The organism is Kribbella sp. NPDC051936 (genome assembly GCF_040680955.1).
GTDB lineage: Bacteria > Actinomycetota > Actinomycetes > Propionibacteriales > Kribbellaceae > Kribbella.
This window is the reverse complement of record NZ_JBFAXS010000002.1, coordinates 385,248-401,139: the sequence shown is the minus strand read 5'-3', so window position 1 is coordinate 401,139 and position 15,892 is coordinate 385,248. Positions and strand designations below refer to the sequence as shown.

Here is a 15,892-nt window from a genome sequence, read left to right as displayed (position 1 = left end):
CCGCCGTGAAACGAATCGTCCTGTGGCTCCTCGGCACCGTCTCGGCGGTCGTCCTGATGTTCGGCTACCACACCTCGACGTCCGGCCCGGAGGCCGCGGTCACGCCGATCGCCGGGGGCGAGGGCGCCGACAGCAACAGCATTCCGAACACGCCGACCACCTCGCCGACAACGACGCCGTCCACCTCGCCGTCCACCTCACCGTCGGCGACGCCGTCGGCCTCGTCGGGATCGTCGACGGTCACCGGGGACGTCGCGCAGACGCAGTGGGGTCCGGTGCAGGTGCAGCTCACCGTGCAGGGCGGCAAGATCACCGGGGTCAACGTCCTGCAGTACCCGAACGGGAACCACCGCGACGTCGAGATCAACGACTACGCACTGCCGATCCTGATCGACGAGACCGTCAAGGCCCAGAACGCGCAGATCGACATGGTCAGCGGCGCGACCGTCACCAGCGACGGCTACATCCGGTCCCTGCAGAGCGCCCTGGACCAGACGAGGTGAAGCGGTACGTCGAGCACGTGATGGGCATGCCGATCAGCCTCGCGCTGCGCGGCCGGCACACCGACGACGAACTCGCCGCCCACGCCTGGGCCGACGCCTTGGAGATCCTGCACACCGCCGACCGGATCTTCAGCACGTACCGCGCCGACTCGCACATCTCCCGCCTGAACCGCGGCGAGCTGACCGTCGTCGACTGCCCGCCCGAGGTCGCCGAGGTCCTCCGGCTGGGCGAGCGGGCCCGGCTCGAGTCCGGCGGCGCCTTCGACGTACGACGCGCCGGTGTACTCGACCCGAGCGGCGTCGTGAAGGGCTGGGCGGTTGAGCGGGCCGCGGCTGCCTTCGAGCGGCTGGCCGGCACCGACTACTGCCTTTCCGCGGGCGGTGACCTGATCTGCCACGTCGCCGGACCCGAGTCCGAGGCCTGGCGGATCGGTATCGAGGACCCGTTCGACCCCGAGAAGATCGCGGCGATCGTGCCGATCCACAACGGCGCCGTCGCCACGTCCGGCCTGCACCGCCGCGGCCCGCACATCAAGGACGCCCGCAACGGCGAGACACCGACTGCGCTCGCGTCGGTCACCGTCATCCACCGGTCGCTCACCCACGCCGACATCGACGCCACCACCGCCTTCGCCCTCGGCCCCGACGGCCCCGCCTGGCTCCACTCCCGCCCCAACCGCACCGGTCTCGCCATCCTCGTCGACGGAACCCGCCAGATCATCGGACAGACTGCCCGGCTCAGCTCCCGTTCCAGATGACCGCGTCGAAAGTGGTGTGGGTGTCGATGCTGGTCTCGCCGAGTTTGGAAACCTTGAGCCTGACGACGTTCCCGGCACTGGTCCGCACACAGAGCACGGTCTTCTTCGAGAGCTTCACGTTGTCGCGGCTCCCGAGCGCGTCGATCGCATCCGAGCATTCCTGGTAGCCGGGCAGGGCGCCGGAATCCCCCGCCCACTGCGCGATCCGCGTGCTGTTCTGACTGCCGAACTCGTAGTTGAGCACCATGAACACGTCGCCCTGGTCGTCGGCGCCATCGGGGTCCGGCAACGCGTCCAGATCCTTGGGCTCGGCGTCGACCAGCAGCGCTCCCTTCCACCGCTGGCTCCCGGCGGGCGAGCCGTTGGAGCTCGGCGACTCGTTCTCGCCGGGCGTCGGCGTCGGCGTACTCGTCGGTGCCGACGCCGTCGACGACGTGGAAGGCGAGGACGTGGGTACGGCGGCCGGGCCGCCCGCCGTGTCCTTGTCGTCACCGGAGTTGGCGAAGATCGGCACCAACGTGGCGATCAGAGCGGTGGCGATCGACGCCGCGGCAGCGATCCACGCACTCCTCTGGTGCCTGTCGAACCAGCTGTTCGTCTCGGGCTTGTCATCCACCAACGTACTCATCACCCCACTGGCCAGACCGAGCGTCGAGGCTAGCAGTCCGTGAGGCCACGAACACGGCCCGGATTCAGCACCCTCGCGATGACATCGGTGACCATCCGGCGGGGGATGGGGCGGTGGGCGACGAAGTGACGGTAGAAGAACGGACTGGTGAGCAGATCCGTGGTGAGCTCAGGATCGGTGTCGGCAGGAAGTTCGCCGCGGTCCCGGCCACGCTGCAGGACCGTGAGCAGCGGTTCGCGGCGCCGGTTGGTCAGATCGGTGTGGAGCTTCGAGAGAGCGGGATCGCGTTCGGCGGCATCGATGAACGCCGCCAGCAGCCGCGGGAACGGTGTCCGTTCGAGCAGCAACACGAACGCGGTCAGGATCTCCGCGACGTCTTTGGTCACCGACCCGGTGTCCGGCGTGGGAAACGGCCGGTAGGTCGCATCCATCGCGTCCACCAGCAACGCGCCGGTGGTCGGCCACCGCCGGTACAGCGTGGCTTTGCTCGCACCGGCCCGCCGCGCCACGGCCTCCATGGTGAATCCCGCCAGCCCGGATTCGTCCAGTACGTCGAGCGCGGCGGTCAGCATCCGCTGCCGCGCGCCATCTCCCCGCGAGACCATTGATCCACCTCCATCGAAACGCTATCGTACCGTTAGCGAAGAGTACGGGTCCGTTTCGATAGAAGGTGATCGCGATGAGGACCGCGACGTACTGGACGGCGACCTCGATCGTCGTGGCGGAGTGTGCGGTCGGCGGTGCGATGGACCTGTTCCGGATGGCGCCGTTCTACCCGATGCTGATCGATCTCGGGTATCCGAGCTACCTGGCCACGATCCTCGGTACGGCGAAACTCGCTGCCGCGGTGGTGATCGCCGTACCGCGGTTGCCGCGGCTGAAGGAATGGGCGTACGCCGGCGTGCTGATCAACATGACCGGCGCGGCGGCCTCGAACGCCGCCGCACACGAGTACGCCGGGATGATCGCCCCCGCCGCGTTCGCCGTCCTGGCGCTCGCGTCGTGGGCGACCCGTCCCCGGAGCAGAAGAATCTAGCGGCTGAAGCCTGCGGTGAGGCCGCTGAGGAGTTGGCGGCGGCTGACGGCGTAGAGGATGACGATGGGCAGGGTGGTAAGGACGACGGAGGCGAGGACGGCCGGGACGTTCACGCTGTACTGGCCTTGGAAGGTCCACAGTGCGAGGGGCAGGGTGCGCTTGTCGGGGCTCTGGGTCAGGATCAGCGGGAGCAGGAAACCGTTCCAGACGCCGAGTCCGTTGTAGATGCTGACCGTGACGAGCGCCGGCCGGGTGAGCGGCAGGGCGAGTTTGGTCATCATGCCCCATTCGGTCGCGCCGTCGACCCGCATCGACTCGAAGAGCTCCTTCGGGACGTCGCGGATGAAGTTCGACAGCACCAGCACCGACAGCGGGATCGCGAACGCGACCGACGGCAGGATCAGCGCGAGCAGACTGTCGTACAGCTGCATCCGGATGATCAGCAGGTAGACCGGGATGATGGTCGCCTGCAGCGGGATTGCCAGTCCCATCAGGAACATGCCGTTGACGCCGGCCAGGAAACGGCTGCCAGCCCCGCGGATGATCGCGTACGACGCCATGAACGAGATCGCGACCGCGGGCAGGATCGTGCCGATGGTGACGATCACGCTGTTCAGGAAGTACCGCGGGAAGTCGGACTCGATGACCAGCTTGTAGTTGTTCGTCGTCGGCGCGGACGGCAGCGCGAACGGGTTCTGGCTGAAGTACGCGCTCTGGTCCTTGAAGCTGGTGACGACGATCCAGTACAGCGGGACCAGCACGATCCCGAGCCAGATCCAGCCCGCGAGGCCGCCGAACCAGTTCAGTCGGAGCAGCTTGTGGGCAGGGCTCGGGCGCCGGCTCACCGGCCGCGCGGTCGTACTGGTGCTGCTCGTTGCCACTGCCATCTCACGCACCTTCCTGCTGGCTGGCCGTCGTACTGCCGCCGAGCCGGCGTAGCAACAGGGCGAGCGCCAGGCCGAGCAGCACGATCATCGCCGCGATCACGCTGGCCGGGCCCATCTGGTTGGACATGAAGCCCCGCTTGTACATGTCGAGGGCGAGCACCCGGGTGGCGTCGCCGGGTCCGCCCGCGGTGAGGACGAAGATCAGGTCGAAGAAGGTCAGCGATCCGACCACCATCAACGTCGACGAGGTGATGATCGTGTACTTCAGTTGCGGCACGGTGATGCTGAAGAACTGCCGGATCCGGCCGGCGCCGTCGATCGCCGCCGCCTCGTACATCGTGGTCGGGATCTGCCGGACGCCGCCCTGGTAGATCAGCGAGTGGAACGGGATGAACTGCCAGGACACGATGAAGATCACCACACCGACCGCGAGGGTGCTGTTGCCGAGCCAGTCCTGGGTGAGGAAGTCCAGGTGCAGACCGGGGCCGAGTCCGAAGTTCGGGTCGAGCAGGGCCTTGTAGGTGATCGCGATCGCGGCCGAACTGAGCAGCAGCGGGATGAAGTAGAGCACCGCGAGGAACGCGCGGTACCGCTGCCGGCCGGCGAGGAACACGCCGAGCAGCAGGCTGATCGGCGTCTGCACGAGCCACGAGAAGATCATGATCTCGAAGGTCACCAGGATGGTGTGCGGCAACTGGGGGTCGTTGAGCACGGACTTCCAGTTGGAGATCCCGGCCGGGGTGATCGCGCCGAGACCGTCCCAGGTGGTGAAGCTCAGCACCAGGACGCCGACCAGCGGGACGACGCCGAACACGATGAACAGCACCAGCGCCGGCAGCACCATCCACGTCACCGGACCGCTCCGCCCGACGCCGGACGTGGGCCTGTTACGCACTGCTTCCGGCGCTACGGGCGGAGCGGTCGCCGTCACTGGCCGATCACCGCGTTCATGTTGGTGGCGAACTGCTGCGGCGAGATCGACAGCTGGAACAGCTTCGCGATGTTGTCGAGCAGCGTCTCGGCCTGGGTCGGGCTGAGCGCCTGGTCCCAGGACTGCGCGAAGTTCTTCGCGTTCGCCGCGGTGTCGTAGACGAAGTTCAGCCACGCGGAGTCGTTCTTGTCCGTGATCGTGGAGAGCTTGTCCTTCGCGCTCTTCACGACCGGGATGTTGCCCGACTTCACCCATTCCGACACGGTCGCGTCGTCGAGGGTGTTGTTGGCGATGAACTTCTTCGCGGTCTCCTTGTCGGCGGCACTGGCCTTGGAGGAGATCGACATGTACTGCCCCGGGTTGCCGACGGTGTCGCTCGGGTCGCCCTTGCCGCCGTCGACCGGCGGGAAGTTCATGTAGCCGAGGTGCCCGCCGGTCACGAAGTCGCCACCAGACGATTTCATGTTGCCGTAGGTCCAGGCGCCGTGCAGCATCATCGCGGCCTTGCCGGTGTAGAGCAGCGCCTGGTCGGCGTTGGAGTCGGCGGTGATCGAGGAGAAGCCCTTGACGAAGCCGTTCGCCTTGATCAGCTTCTGCATCTCCTCGAGCGCCTTGATCGCGGACGGGTCGGACCAGCCGTCCTTCTTGCCCTCGAAGATGTTCTGGAAGACCTCGGCGCCGCCGATCCGGTCGAACAGGAACTCCAGCCACATCATGTTCGTCCAGCGCGACTGGCCGCCGAGCGAGAACGGCGCGATGCCCTTCTCGTTGAACTTCGGCACCAGATCCATGATGTCGCCCCAGGACTGCGGGGGCTGCGCGCCGATCTTCTCGAAGGAGCGCTTGTCGTAGAACAGCACGATCGGCGTCACCGTCTCGCCCGGAATCGCGTAGAGCTTGCCGTTGACGGTCGCCGCGGTGAAGGCGGACGGGAAGATCGAGTTCTTCAGGTCGGCCTGCTCATTGTTGAACCAGTCGGTCAGGTCCTCGACCTGGCCGGCCTCGACGTAGCTCTTCAGGCCGCCGCCGCCCCAGCCCCAGATCAGCGTCGGGCCCTGGCCGGCGCCGATGGCGGTCTTGATCTTCTGCTTGAACGCGTCGTTCTGGAACTCGGTGGTCTTGATCTTGGTGTTCGGGTTCGCGTCGTTGAACCGCTTGACCTGCGCCTCCCGGATGCCCTGCTGCGGCTGGCCGGTGAGGAACCAGTACGTCGCCCCGCTGCCGGCGTTGCCGCTGGCCCCGGTGGTCGACCCCGGCGTGCTCGTCGGGCCGGAACTGCCGCACGCGGCGAGGCCGGCAGCGAGTGCGCCGCCACCGACGAGACCCAGGAAGGTCCGCCGGGATGTCGTGTTGGGATCCACAGTGATCTCCGTCGTCCGTGCTGCCCCCACAGGTTGCGGAAGCACCTGCCGATATGACTTGTTTTCGAAACATAGATTTCGGAGATAGTGCTGTCAAGACTTGAACTAACCCCAGTTTGGGGTCACAGTAAGGTCACGCAATCCCCTGTTGCGCAGGCGATTCAGCCGCCGGAGCGCACTCGCCGGATCGAACGGAGAGTATCGAAAAGTTTTCGATAATTGCTCACCGAAACGAATGTTCATCAAGGGAGATTTTCTTGTCCATCGACACTGAGCGGCCCTGGCGCGACCCGGCGCGGCCGGCCGCGGAGCGGGCGGACCTGCTGCTGGCGGCGATGACCCTGGAGGAGAAGATCGCGCAGCTCGGCAGTCGCTGGGCCGGTAACGACATGGCCGACACCGAGCTGCCCGCGGACGAGACGATCAACGTCGCGCCGATGGAGGACGTGTTCTCGGTCGGCGGCTCGCTGTCGCTGGAGGACGCCAGTCGCGAGGGGCTCGGCCATCTGACCCGCGTCTGGGGCAGTTACCCGCAGACGGTCGAGCAGGGCGTCGCCGAGGTGATCCGGCAGCACGAGGTGGTGCTGAAGGGCTCACGGCTCGGCGTGCCCGCGATCGTCCACGAGGAGTGCCTCACCGGGTTCACGACGTACGGCGCTACGGTCTACCCGGCCTCGATCGCCTGGGGCGCCACGTTCGACCCGGGGCTGGTCGAGCGGATGGCGGCGGCGATCGGGCGGGACATGGCCGCGGTCGGTGTGCACCAGGGACTGTCGCCGGTGCTGGACGTCGTGCGCGACTACCGGTGGGGGCGTGTCGAGGAGACGATGGGCGAGGATCCTTACCTGGTGGCGATGCTGGGCTCGGCGTACGTGCGCGGTCTGCAGAGCGGTGGTGTGATCGCGACACTGAAGCACTTCGCCGGGTACTCCGCCTCGCGGGCCGGGCGGAACCACGGGCCGGTGTCGATGGGACGCCGGGAGCTGCTGGACATCATCCTGCCGACGTTCGAGACCGCGATCGCGACGGCCGGCGCCGGGTCGGTGATGAGCTCGTACTCCGACCTCGACGGCCTGCCCGCGAGCGCGGACCCGTGGCTGTTCACCGACGTCCTGCGCGACGACTGGGGTTTCGAGGGGACGGTCGTCTCGGACTACTGGGCGGTGCCGTTCCTCGCGTCGATGCACCGGGTGGCCGCGGACGACGATGCCGCCGGCGCGCTGGCGCTGACGGCCGGCACGGATGTCGAACTCCCGGACACGATCGGGTACGCCGGCCTGCTGGAGAAGGTGAAGGCCGGTGAGGTCTCCGAGGACCTGGTCGACCGCGCGGCGCGGCGCGTGCTGCTGCAGAAGGTGCAACTCGGCCTGCTGGACGAGGACTGGACCCCGGAGCGCTCGGTCCAGGCCGAGGGCGTCGACCTGGACTCGGACGCGAACAGGGCGGTCGCCGCCGAGCTGGCCGAGAAATCGGTGGTTCTTCTCGACGCGGGTTCGGTACTCCCGATCGCCGCCCCCACCAAGGTCGCGGTCGTCGGACCGTGCGCCGACGACGCACGCACGCTGATGGGCTGCTACGCGTTCCCGAACCACGTGCTGCCGCGGTACCCCGAGCGGGGACTCGGGATCACCATCACCACGCCGTTGGAGGCCTTGCGCAACGAGCTGCCGAATGTGTCGTACGCCAAGGGCTGTGACGTGACCGGCGCGGATCGTTCCGGGTTCGCGGAAGCTGTCGCGCTGGCCGAGGACTGTGAGCTGACGGTGGCGTTCGTCGGTGATCTGTCGGGTCTGTTCGGGCACGGGACCTCAGGGGAAGGGTGCGACGCCGAGGACCTTCGGTTGCCCGGGATCCAGGGTGAGCTGCTCGACGCGTTGCTGGAGACCGGCAAGCCGGTCGTGCTCGTGGTGGTGTCGGGGCGGCCGTACGCGCTCGGCGAGTACGCCGATCGCGCGGCGGCGCTGGTGCAGGCGTTCATCCCGGGGCAGGAAGGCGGCGCGGCGATCGCGGGTGTGCTGAGCGGGCGGATCGTGCCGAGCGGGAAGCTGCCGGTGCAGATCCCGCGGCACGTCGGCGGCCAGCCCGGCACGTACCTGCAGCCGGCGCTCGGGAGTGTCGAGAGCGCGGGCATCAGCGGGCTCGAGACGAGGCCGCTCTATCCGTTCGGGTACGGCGCGTCGTACACGGACTTCACGGTCGCCGATCTCCGGTTGAGCGTGCCGGAGATCGGCAGCAACGGCGAGTTCACCGCCACGGTACGGGTGACGAACACGGGCGACCGGGGCGGCGACGAGGTCGTGCAGCTGTACCTGCGCGACGTCGTCGCCCGGGTCGCCCGGCCGTTGAAGCTGCTCACCGGGTTCGCCCGGGTGTCGCTCGCGCCGGGACAGGCGGCCGACGTCACGTTCCGGGTGCACGCCGACCGCACGGCGTACACGGATCCCGCCCTGCGGCGGATCGTCGAGCCGGGTGACGTCGAAGTGATGGTGGGCACGTCGTCGCTCGACCTGCCGTGTCGTGCGATGCTGCGGATCACCGGGGATGTGAGGGTAGTCGGGCACGACCGGGTGCTGACCACCCCGGTGACGATCAGCGAGGACCCTGGAGGAGGGTGATGAGATGTCGCGGTTGAAGGGTCGCGTCACCCTGGCCACCGTGGCCGGGTCGGCCGGGGTCTCGGTCGCCACGGTCTCCAAGGTGCTGAACGGGCGCAGCGACGTGTCGTCGGCGACCCGCGCACGGGTCCAGGAGGTCCTCGAGAAGCACGGGTACGTCGGGCGCCGCCCGGACACGGTGCAACGGGAGACGATCGAGCTGTTCTACCAGGGCGTCGTCAACGCCTACTCGGTCGAGGTGATCCAGGGCGTGGTCGAGGCCGGTCAGGCAGCCGGCGTCGACGTCGTGCTGACCTCGCATCCGAAGCATCCGCCGACCGCGAGCGGCGGCGCGACCGCGGGCCGCGCGGCGGGCTGGATCCGGCAGCTGACCGCCAGCAGCCGGCTGGCCGCGATCGGTGTCACCAGCGAGCTGTCTGCCGCCGACCTGGCAGCGCTGGCCCGGGCGAGGTTGCCGCTGGTGGTCATCGACCCCGCGAACACCCCGGAGCCCGACGTGATCAGCGTGGGTTCGACGAACTTCGCCGGCGGGATGGCCGCGGCGCAGCACCTGTTGTCCCTCGGCCACCGCCGGATCGGCTACGTGGGAGGTCCGCCGACGTCCGGCTGCAACCAGGCCCGGCTGAGCGGCTACCGCAGCGCGATGGAGTCGGTCGGCGCCGGCGTACCGGCCGAGTACCTCTGGATGAGCGACTTCCTGTACGAGGACGGGCTGGCCGGCGGTACCAAGCTGCTCGACCTGCCGGACCGGCCGACCGCGATCTTCGCGGGCAGCGACGAGGTCGCTCTCGGGATCCTGGAGGCGGCGCGGGCGCGCGGCCTGCGGGTACCGGAGGATCTCAGTGTGGTCGGCTTCGACGACACCGAGGTCTCCAGGCTCGCCTCGCCGCCGCTCACCACGGTCCGGCAGCCGCTGCGCGAGATGGGCGCGGTCGCGGTCCGCACCGCGCTGCAGCTCGCCGCGGGGGAGCCGGTCGCGTCGCATCACGTCGAGCTGGCCACGACGCTGATCATCCGTGGCTCGGCCGCCCCGCACGGGCTGTCGTCGGTCGCGGCGTCCTGATCATTCCTTCCGGTCGGCGAGCACCTTCGTCGCGAGCACGGCGGCGGTCAGCAGGATCGCCGAGACGACGGCGAGCAGCGTCAGCGGTACGGCGTTGGCGCCGGCGGGCTTCTCGTCGGACAGCACGGTCATGATCGGGCGGATCGGCGAGATCCAGCGGACCAGCAGGACGGCGAGGATCGCGGCTGCCGCGGTCAGCATCGCGACGCCGATCCGCGCGACGACGAGACGCGAGCAGAGCAGGCCGATCGCGATCCCGGTCATCGCCGCCCCGAGTTGTGCCGCGGCGCCGACGGCGAGGTCCGCGGCGGTGACGGTGTGCTTGCCGGTGACGATCGGGTAGACGAGACCGATCACCAGCAGGGGCACGCACCAGGTGACGACGACGGCGACCGTGGCCGTCAGGACGCGCAACGAGCTGCCGACCGTCACGACGGTGATCTTGCGCTGCGTCGGATCCTCGTGGTTCACGACGCTGACGGCGAGCCAGGTGGTGCAGACGAGCATCGCGAGCACGCAGAACGCGTACGACGACTGCAGCGGCCCGCTGTCGGATGTCGTACCGACTGCCATCGCGGCGAGGAAGATCAGCGTCGGCGGCAGGTACCGCTGGGAGAGCAGGACGCTGGTCAGCAGGTAGCGGTAGAGCGCGCTCACTCGGGTTTCACCTGCCGCACGGTGACGACCGACCAGCCGTGGTTCAGCGCGGTGAGCAGGGCGGCGTCGTGACGGCCGGTCGGCAGCAGCAGGACGACGCCGGCATCGGTACGCCGTACGTCGAGCACGTCCGGGTGGTGATCCCAGTCGAGGCCGGCGCCGGGGATCAGGTGGAGTTCGGTGAGGTCGGCCGGCCGGTGCACGGTGGTCAACCGGCCGCGGTCGAGCTCGCAGACCCGGGTCGCGGTCGAACGGACGACGTCGGCGGAGTGCTCGGTGAACGCGACCGCGGCGCCCTGCTCGGCGGCCTCGGTGAGCAGCTCGCGCAGCGTGGAGTGGGCGGTGGCGTCGAGTCCGGCCCAAGGCTCGTCGAGGACGAGCAGCTGCGGCGGATCGAGCAACGCCTGCGCCAGCGCGACCTTCTGCGCGTTGCCTTTCGACAGCTTCCGCATCGGGGTGTCCGCACCGCCCGCGAGCGCGAGCCGGTCGAGCAGCTCGAGCGACCGGTCGCGCGCCGCTCTCGTGCTGAGTCCGCGGATCCGGCCCATGTGCCGCAGGTACGCCGACGCCGACAGCCGATCGTGGGACGTGAACACGTCGGGCACGTAGCTGACGACGCGGGCGTTGCGCTGCACCGTCCCGGCGGACGGTTGCGACAGGCCGACCAGCAGCCGCAGTACCGTCGACTTGCCCGAGCCGTTCGCACCGACCAGGGCCAGCAGCTCGCCGGCGTCGAGGCCCAGGTCGACGTCAGCGAGGATCTCCCGACGCCCGTACCGTTTGGAGACCTTCCGCAGCCGGACCACTTCCATGCGGCGAGCCTATCCGGGCCAACGGTCTACTCAGGGCGACGGAAACCAGCAGGGACGCGACCGCGAAGGCTGTCATCACCGGCGCGGCCGCCGTCAGGTCGGCGAGCGCGCCGGCCAGGATCGCCGTCACGCCGAACGTCGTCATCCGGAGCGCGGACTCCAGCCCGAGGACCTGACCACGCATCTCGGGTGGCGTGAGGTCGACGAGGATCTCCTGCTGTGCAAGCGATGCGGAGTACCCGCTGCTGCCGACCGCGACCAAGATGCAGAGCACCGCGAGAGGGAGATCGAACGCGAAGCCCAGGAACGGTACGGCGAGCAGGAAGCGCAGCCAGTGCGCCACGCTGCGGCGCCGCTGCCAGCTGAGATAGCGGCCGACGACGAGGTCGCCGGTCATCATGCCGGCGGCTCCGGCGGCCAGCAGCCAACCGGCGCGCGAACCGGCGTACGGGACGAACAGGGCTTCGCAGCCGACGATCAGGCCGTTCGGGAGCGTGAGTGCGAGCAGCAGGGGACGAGTACGGCGCTGGGCGAGCAGCGTACGGTTGCCGCGCCACGTCTCGGCCAGGCCGGTCCGCGCGACCCGGCGCGGTGCGCGGTCGTGCAGACCGAAGCGGATGACCGGTACGGCGAGCGCCGCGCATCCGGTCGCGATCCAGAGCACCGTCGACGGGCCGACCGCCTGCAGGAGAACGCCCGCGACGCCGAAGCCGGCGATCTGCATCGCGCCGACCGACAGGTTCATCGCCGACCGGCCGAGCACGAACTCGTCCGACGACACCACCTCGCCGAGCAGACCCCAGCGAACGCCGGCGCCGATCGAGAGCCCGTACGCGACCGCGAGCGACAGAACGAGCCGGAGGCCGGCGGACAGATCGGCCGCGGCCTGGACGGCGACCGCGACGGTCGAGAGCACTGCGAGCAGCGTGAGCACCTGGCGGGGCCGCGCGGTGTCCGCGGCGGACATCAGCGTGGAGACACCGAGAACCTGGGCGAGCGACGGCCCGAACATGACGGCCGCCGCGAGCAACGCGGAGCCGGTCGCGGCATCGACCAGGATCGCGAGCGTCAGGCTGGTCATGGTCGAGGACGCGTTGCCCAGCGCGCTGCTGATCCACAGGTTCCGGAACTCGGGGTTGGCGAAGATCGCCCGGTAGGTGCCCATGCCCGGCAGCATCGACCGGCGGCCGCGGGTCACCTACAGTTTCGGGTGGAGGCGAAACCTTGTCCGAGTTCCTGGTCGATGCCGACACGCTGGTGAACGCGCGGTTCGGTACGTCGCAGCTCACCGAGACGGTGTCCGCGCTGAAGCTGCTGCGGGCGCCGGTCGAGCCGTGGTTCCGGCCGTGGAAGCAGACGCACAGCGCCGCGTTCCAGGCCGCGGTGGCCGCCGATCCGGTGTGGGCGGCGCTCGTCGACAGCGCGTTCGGGCGGAGCTGGGTCGCGGACTTCCTGACCGTTCCGCCGCTCGAGCCCGATCTCACGATCGAGGAGGAGCTCGAGTACCTGACATCGCTCGACGACGCCCACATCCGCGCCGATCTCAGCGTCGTACGGACGCCGGTGCCGGCCCTGCTGAGCGAGGCGTCCGGGCTTGCCGCGGAGGCCGCGGAGTTGCTGCGTTGGGTGTGGAAGGAGACGGTCGAGCCCGACTGGCCGCGGCGGTTGCGGGTGCTGCAGGCCGACGTCGTGTCGCGGACGTCGCGTCTCAGCGAGCAGGGGTGGTCCGGTGTGCTGCGCGGCCTCGGCCCCGACGTGCGGTGGCTGGGCGACGGGCGGATCCAGGTCAACCGCTGGGACTACCCGGTGACCGACGTACGCGGCCGGGACCTGATGTTCATCGCCGCGCACACCCAGAAGGTCAACGTGAGTTGGCGGTTGCCGGACCGGTTCGCGCTGACGTACCCCGTGACCGGGATCTTCGCGACCACGGCGACTCCCGACGAACCGCTGGTCCAGCTCCTCGGCCGCAACCGCGCCCGCATTCTCGTCGAGGCGGCCGAACCGGTGAGCACGACCGTGCTGGTGGCGACCACGGGGCTGTCGCTTGCCACCGTGTCCGATCACCTGCGTGTCCTGACCGACGCTGGGCTGCTCGAACGCCGCCGCTCGGGCCGATCGGTCCTGTATTGGCAGTCCGACACCGGCCGCCGGGTCGTCCGGCGACCGGCGTCGAACCGCCCCGAGCCCCGATGAAGCTCGTGCAGCCGGGCAGCTAACGGATCTCGAGCTCCGTGGAGAGCGGGAGGTCCGAAACCGACGAGCCGGCTCGGATCGTGAAGGCACCGGGCTCGGTCGTCCAGCCCGACCCGTGGTCGGTGACAGCCCAGTGCTCGAAGGTGTGCTCGTGGAGGTGCACCGTGATCTCGCGGGCCTGACCCGCGTCGAGGCGGGCGACGGCGAACCCGGCCAGCCAGCGCACCGGCCGGTCGACGGTGCTTTCCGGACGTTCGACGTACACCTGGACCACGTGCTTGCCGGCGCGGTCGCCGGTGTTGCGCACGGTCAGCGCCACGGACGACGGGTCGTTCGCCCGCAGCTCGGACAGTTCCCAGGTGGTGTAGCCGAGCCCGTGCCCGAACTCGTACGCCGGCTCGGTCCCGGCCTTGAGCCACGCGCGGTACCCGATGTGGACACCCTCGTCGTACCGGACGACACCGTCCTTCGGGGTCACGTCGATGACCGGGACGTCCTCCTGCGTCCGCGGCCAGGTGGTCGGGAGGCGACCTCCCGGCTCGACGCGGCCGAGCAGCACGTCGGCGAGCGCGTCGCCGTACTGCTGACCACCGAAGTACGTCGCCAGCACCGCGGCGACGTCGTCGCGCCAGGGGAGCAGAACGGGCGAGCCCGCGTTCACGACCACGACCGTGCGCGGGTTCGCCGCCGCCACCGCGCGGACCAGGTCGTCCTGGTGACCGGGGAGGGCGAGCGAGGTCCGGTCGTACCCCTCGGACTCGACCTTCGAGTTGGTGCCGACGACAACGAGTGCGACGTCCGCAGCGCGCGCCGCCGCGACCGCTTCGTCGATCAGGGCCTGCGGGTCGTCGTCGGCCGGCTCGACGCCGACCGTGATGCTGAGCGCGTTGCCCAGGCCGCCCTCGGCCGTGTGCAGGTCGAGCTCGACGCGCACGTCGACCGGCGTTCCGGCGGTCACGTCGAGCGGCGTGGAGATCGACGGCGGCGACAGGATCGCGGCGCCGAGGTCGTTGCCGACCGGCACCGCGGTGTCCTCGCGGAGAAGCTTGCCATCGGCAAAGATCCGGCCGTGGCCGACCGACGCGAAGCCGAGCCGGACGGCGCCGGACTCCGCCGGTGTCCAGGTGGTGCGGAACTCGAACGTCGCGGTTTCGACGACCGGTGCGTCGCCGCCGAGGTAGACGAGTGCGCTGGAGAACCGGTCCTCCGCGAACAGCTCGGCAGCGTCGGCGCCGAGGAACCGCACGCGGGCGCCCTGCTGACCTGATTCCGGGTTGGTCATGGTCGCCGGCGGCAGCTCGGCCACGCCTTCCTGGACGATCGCGCCGATCGAATAGGTGATCTCGGCGTGGGGGAGAGCAGCGCGGAGTCCGTCGAGCGGCGAGACGACCTGCTCCGGGATCACGGTCGCGCTACCGCCGCCCTGAGTCCGGGCGTCCCGCGCGTTGTGGCCGATGACCGCGAGCTTGCGTACGTCGCTCCAGGGCAGCGCGCCCTCGTTGCGGAGCAGGACGGTGCCTTCCGCGGCCGCCGTACGGGCGAAGGCCACGCCGTCGATCTGCGGCGGATCGGCCGGCTTCTCGAAGCCTTCGAGGGCGCCGACGCGGGCGGCGAGCGCGAGGATCCGGCGGACCTTGCGGTCGATCGCGTCCTGTTTGACCTCGCCGGACCGGACGGCGTCGACGAGCGCGTCGCCCCAGGCGCCGACCGGCCCCGGCATCGCGAGGTCCTGCGAGTGCTTGGCGCTCTCCACGCTCCGGACCGCCGTCCAGTCGCTGACGACGACACCGTCGAATCCCCAGTCGGTGTTGAGCGGGGTCTCGAGCAGTTCGTTCTCCGACGCGGTGGCGCCGTTGATCGAGTTGTAGGCGCTCATCACCAGCCACGCCTTCGACTGCGTGACCGCCTTCTCGAAGGCCAGCAGGTACACCTCGCGCAGCGTGCGCTCGTCGACCACGACGTTCGCGGTGAAGCGGTCGGTCTCGAAGTCGTTGGCCACGTAGTGCTTCGGGGTGGCGCCGACACCGAGCTCCTGCACGCCGGCGACGTACGCCGCGGCGAGGTCCGCGGTCAGCACCGGGTCCTCGCTGAAGGCCTCGAAATGCCGGCCGCCGAGCGGGGAGCGGTGCAGGTTGATCGTCGGGCCGAGCACGACGTCGACGTTCTTCCGCCGGGCCTCGAGGGCCGACACCACGCCGTACCGATGCGCGATGCCGAGGTCCCAGGAGGACGAGAGCGCGGTGGCGGACGGGAGGTTCAGCGACGGGTCGCGCTCGTCCCAGACCGCGCCGCGGACGCCGCTCGGGCCGTCGGACAGCACCATCGAGCGCAGCCCGATCGCGGGCAGCGCGTGCGTGGACCAGAAGTCCTGGCCGGTCAGGATCCGGACCTTCTCCTCCAGAGAGAGGCGGCCGAGCAGGTCGTCGACGTTCATGGCACCGATGC

The 15,892-nt window shown here is 69.6% G+C and carries 15 protein-coding genes; 6 read left to right on the top strand and 9 right to left on the bottom strand.

All coding sequences use genetic code 11. The annotated features are described in order from the left end of the window. Positions 1–5: 5 nt before the first annotated feature. Positions 6–503 (top strand): FMN-binding protein, encoded by a 498-nt coding sequence (locus AB0L64_RS07500; protein WP_363708797.1) that lies wholly within the window; start codon positions 6–8, stop codon positions 501–503. Further along, positions 500–1,261, top strand: a complete 762-nt coding sequence (locus AB0L64_RS07495; RefSeq protein ID WP_363708795.1) for an FAD:protein FMN transferase — start codon at positions 500–502, stop codon at positions 1,259–1,261. Before AB0L64_RS07500 ends, AB0L64_RS07495 begins: the two co-directional genes overlap by 4 nt. Here the strand turns inward: AB0L64_RS07495 and AB0L64_RS07490 are convergent. Both AB0L64_RS07490 and AB0L64_RS07485 read right to left on the bottom strand, forming a co-directional pair. After that, on the bottom strand, positions 1,242–1,889 hold the full coding sequence (locus AB0L64_RS07490) for a hypothetical protein (RefSeq protein ID WP_363708793.1): 648 nt from the start codon (positions 1,887–1,889) through the stop codon (positions 1,242–1,244). The two genes, AB0L64_RS07495 and AB0L64_RS07490, sit on opposite strands and share 20 nt — an antisense overlap. A gap of 29 nt (positions 1,890–1,918) precedes the next feature. Then, positions 1,919–2,494 (bottom strand): TetR/AcrR family transcriptional regulator, encoded by a 576-nt coding sequence (locus AB0L64_RS07485; protein WP_359923812.1) that lies wholly within the window; start codon positions 2,492–2,494, stop codon positions 1,919–1,921. A gap of 74 nt (positions 2,495–2,568) precedes the next feature. Between AB0L64_RS07485 and AB0L64_RS07480 the strand changes: the two genes are divergently transcribed. Beyond that, positions 2,569–2,925 carry a DoxX family protein gene (locus tag AB0L64_RS07480; RefSeq protein ID WP_363708790.1) on the top strand — a complete coding sequence of 119 codons (357 nt, stop codon included), beginning with the start codon at positions 2,569–2,571 and terminating at the stop codon, positions 2,923–2,925. Here the strand turns inward: AB0L64_RS07480 and AB0L64_RS07475 are convergent. From AB0L64_RS07475 to AB0L64_RS07465, 3 genes are all read right to left on the bottom strand, one after another. Then, on the bottom strand, positions 2,922–3,812 hold the full coding sequence (locus tag AB0L64_RS07475) for a carbohydrate ABC transporter permease (RefSeq protein ID WP_363708789.1): 891 nt from the start codon (positions 3,810–3,812) through the stop codon (positions 2,922–2,924). The genes AB0L64_RS07480 and AB0L64_RS07475 overlap by 4 nt on opposite strands. A gap of 1 nt (position 3,813) precedes the next feature. Then, entirely contained in the window at positions 3,814–4,656 is an 843-nt protein-coding gene (locus AB0L64_RS07470; RefSeq protein ID WP_363709797.1) for a sugar ABC transporter permease, read from the bottom strand. A gap of 83 nt (positions 4,657–4,739) precedes the next feature. Further along, the gene (locus AB0L64_RS07465; RefSeq protein ID WP_363708787.1) at positions 4,740–6,104 is read right to left on the bottom strand and encodes an extracellular solute-binding protein; all 1,365 of its coding nucleotides are present in this window, start codon (positions 6,102–6,104) and stop codon (positions 4,740–4,742) included. A 257-nt stretch (positions 6,105–6,361) separates the two neighbouring features. On the opposite strand from AB0L64_RS07465, the gene AB0L64_RS07460 reads away from it, so the two are divergent. Further along, entirely contained in the window at positions 6,362–8,719 is a 2,358-nt protein-coding gene (locus tag AB0L64_RS07460; protein ID WP_363708785.1) for a glycoside hydrolase family 3 N-terminal domain-containing protein, read from the top strand. A 4-nt stretch (positions 8,720–8,723) separates the two neighbouring features. Continuing rightward, the gene (locus AB0L64_RS07455; protein WP_363708783.1) at positions 8,724–9,782 is read left to right on the top strand and encodes a LacI family DNA-binding transcriptional regulator; all 1,059 of its coding nucleotides are present in this window, start codon (positions 8,724–8,726) and stop codon (positions 9,780–9,782) included. Here the strand turns inward: AB0L64_RS07455 and AB0L64_RS07450 are convergent, their stop codons facing one another. The 3 genes from AB0L64_RS07450 to AB0L64_RS07440 are packed head-to-tail and all read right to left on the bottom strand — an operon-like array spanning position 9,783 to position 12,416. Further along, a complete protein-coding gene (locus AB0L64_RS07450) occupies positions 9,783–10,439 on the bottom strand; it encodes a hypothetical protein (RefSeq protein WP_363708781.1) in 657 nt (218 codons plus the stop codon). Then, complete coding sequence (locus tag AB0L64_RS07445; RefSeq protein ID WP_363708779.1) at positions 10,436–11,251, bottom strand: ABC transporter ATP-binding protein; 816 nt, start codon at positions 11,249–11,251, stop codon at positions 10,436–10,438. The genes AB0L64_RS07450 and AB0L64_RS07445 overlap by 4 nt, the downstream gene beginning before the upstream one ends. Then, positions 11,190–12,416 (bottom strand): hypothetical protein, encoded by a 1,227-nt coding sequence (locus tag AB0L64_RS07440; protein WP_363708777.1) that lies wholly within the window; start codon positions 12,414–12,416, stop codon positions 11,190–11,192. The genes AB0L64_RS07445 and AB0L64_RS07440 overlap by 62 nt, the downstream gene beginning before the upstream one ends. A gap of 59 nt (positions 12,417–12,475) precedes the next feature. Between AB0L64_RS07440 and AB0L64_RS07435 the strand changes: the two genes are divergently transcribed. Beyond that, positions 12,476–13,447: a helix-turn-helix domain-containing protein gene (locus AB0L64_RS07435; RefSeq protein ID WP_363708775.1), complete on the top strand. Its 972-nt coding sequence runs from the start codon at positions 12,476–12,478 to the stop codon at positions 13,445–13,447. Between the two features lie 19 nt (positions 13,448–13,466). On the opposite strand, the gene AB0L64_RS07430 is transcribed toward AB0L64_RS07435, so the two are convergent. Beyond that, on the bottom strand, positions 13,467–15,881 hold the full coding sequence (locus AB0L64_RS07430; protein ID WP_363708773.1) for a glycoside hydrolase family 3 C-terminal domain-containing protein: 2,415 nt from the start codon (positions 15,879–15,881) through the stop codon (positions 13,467–13,469). Positions 15,882–15,892 lie beyond the last annotated feature (11 nt).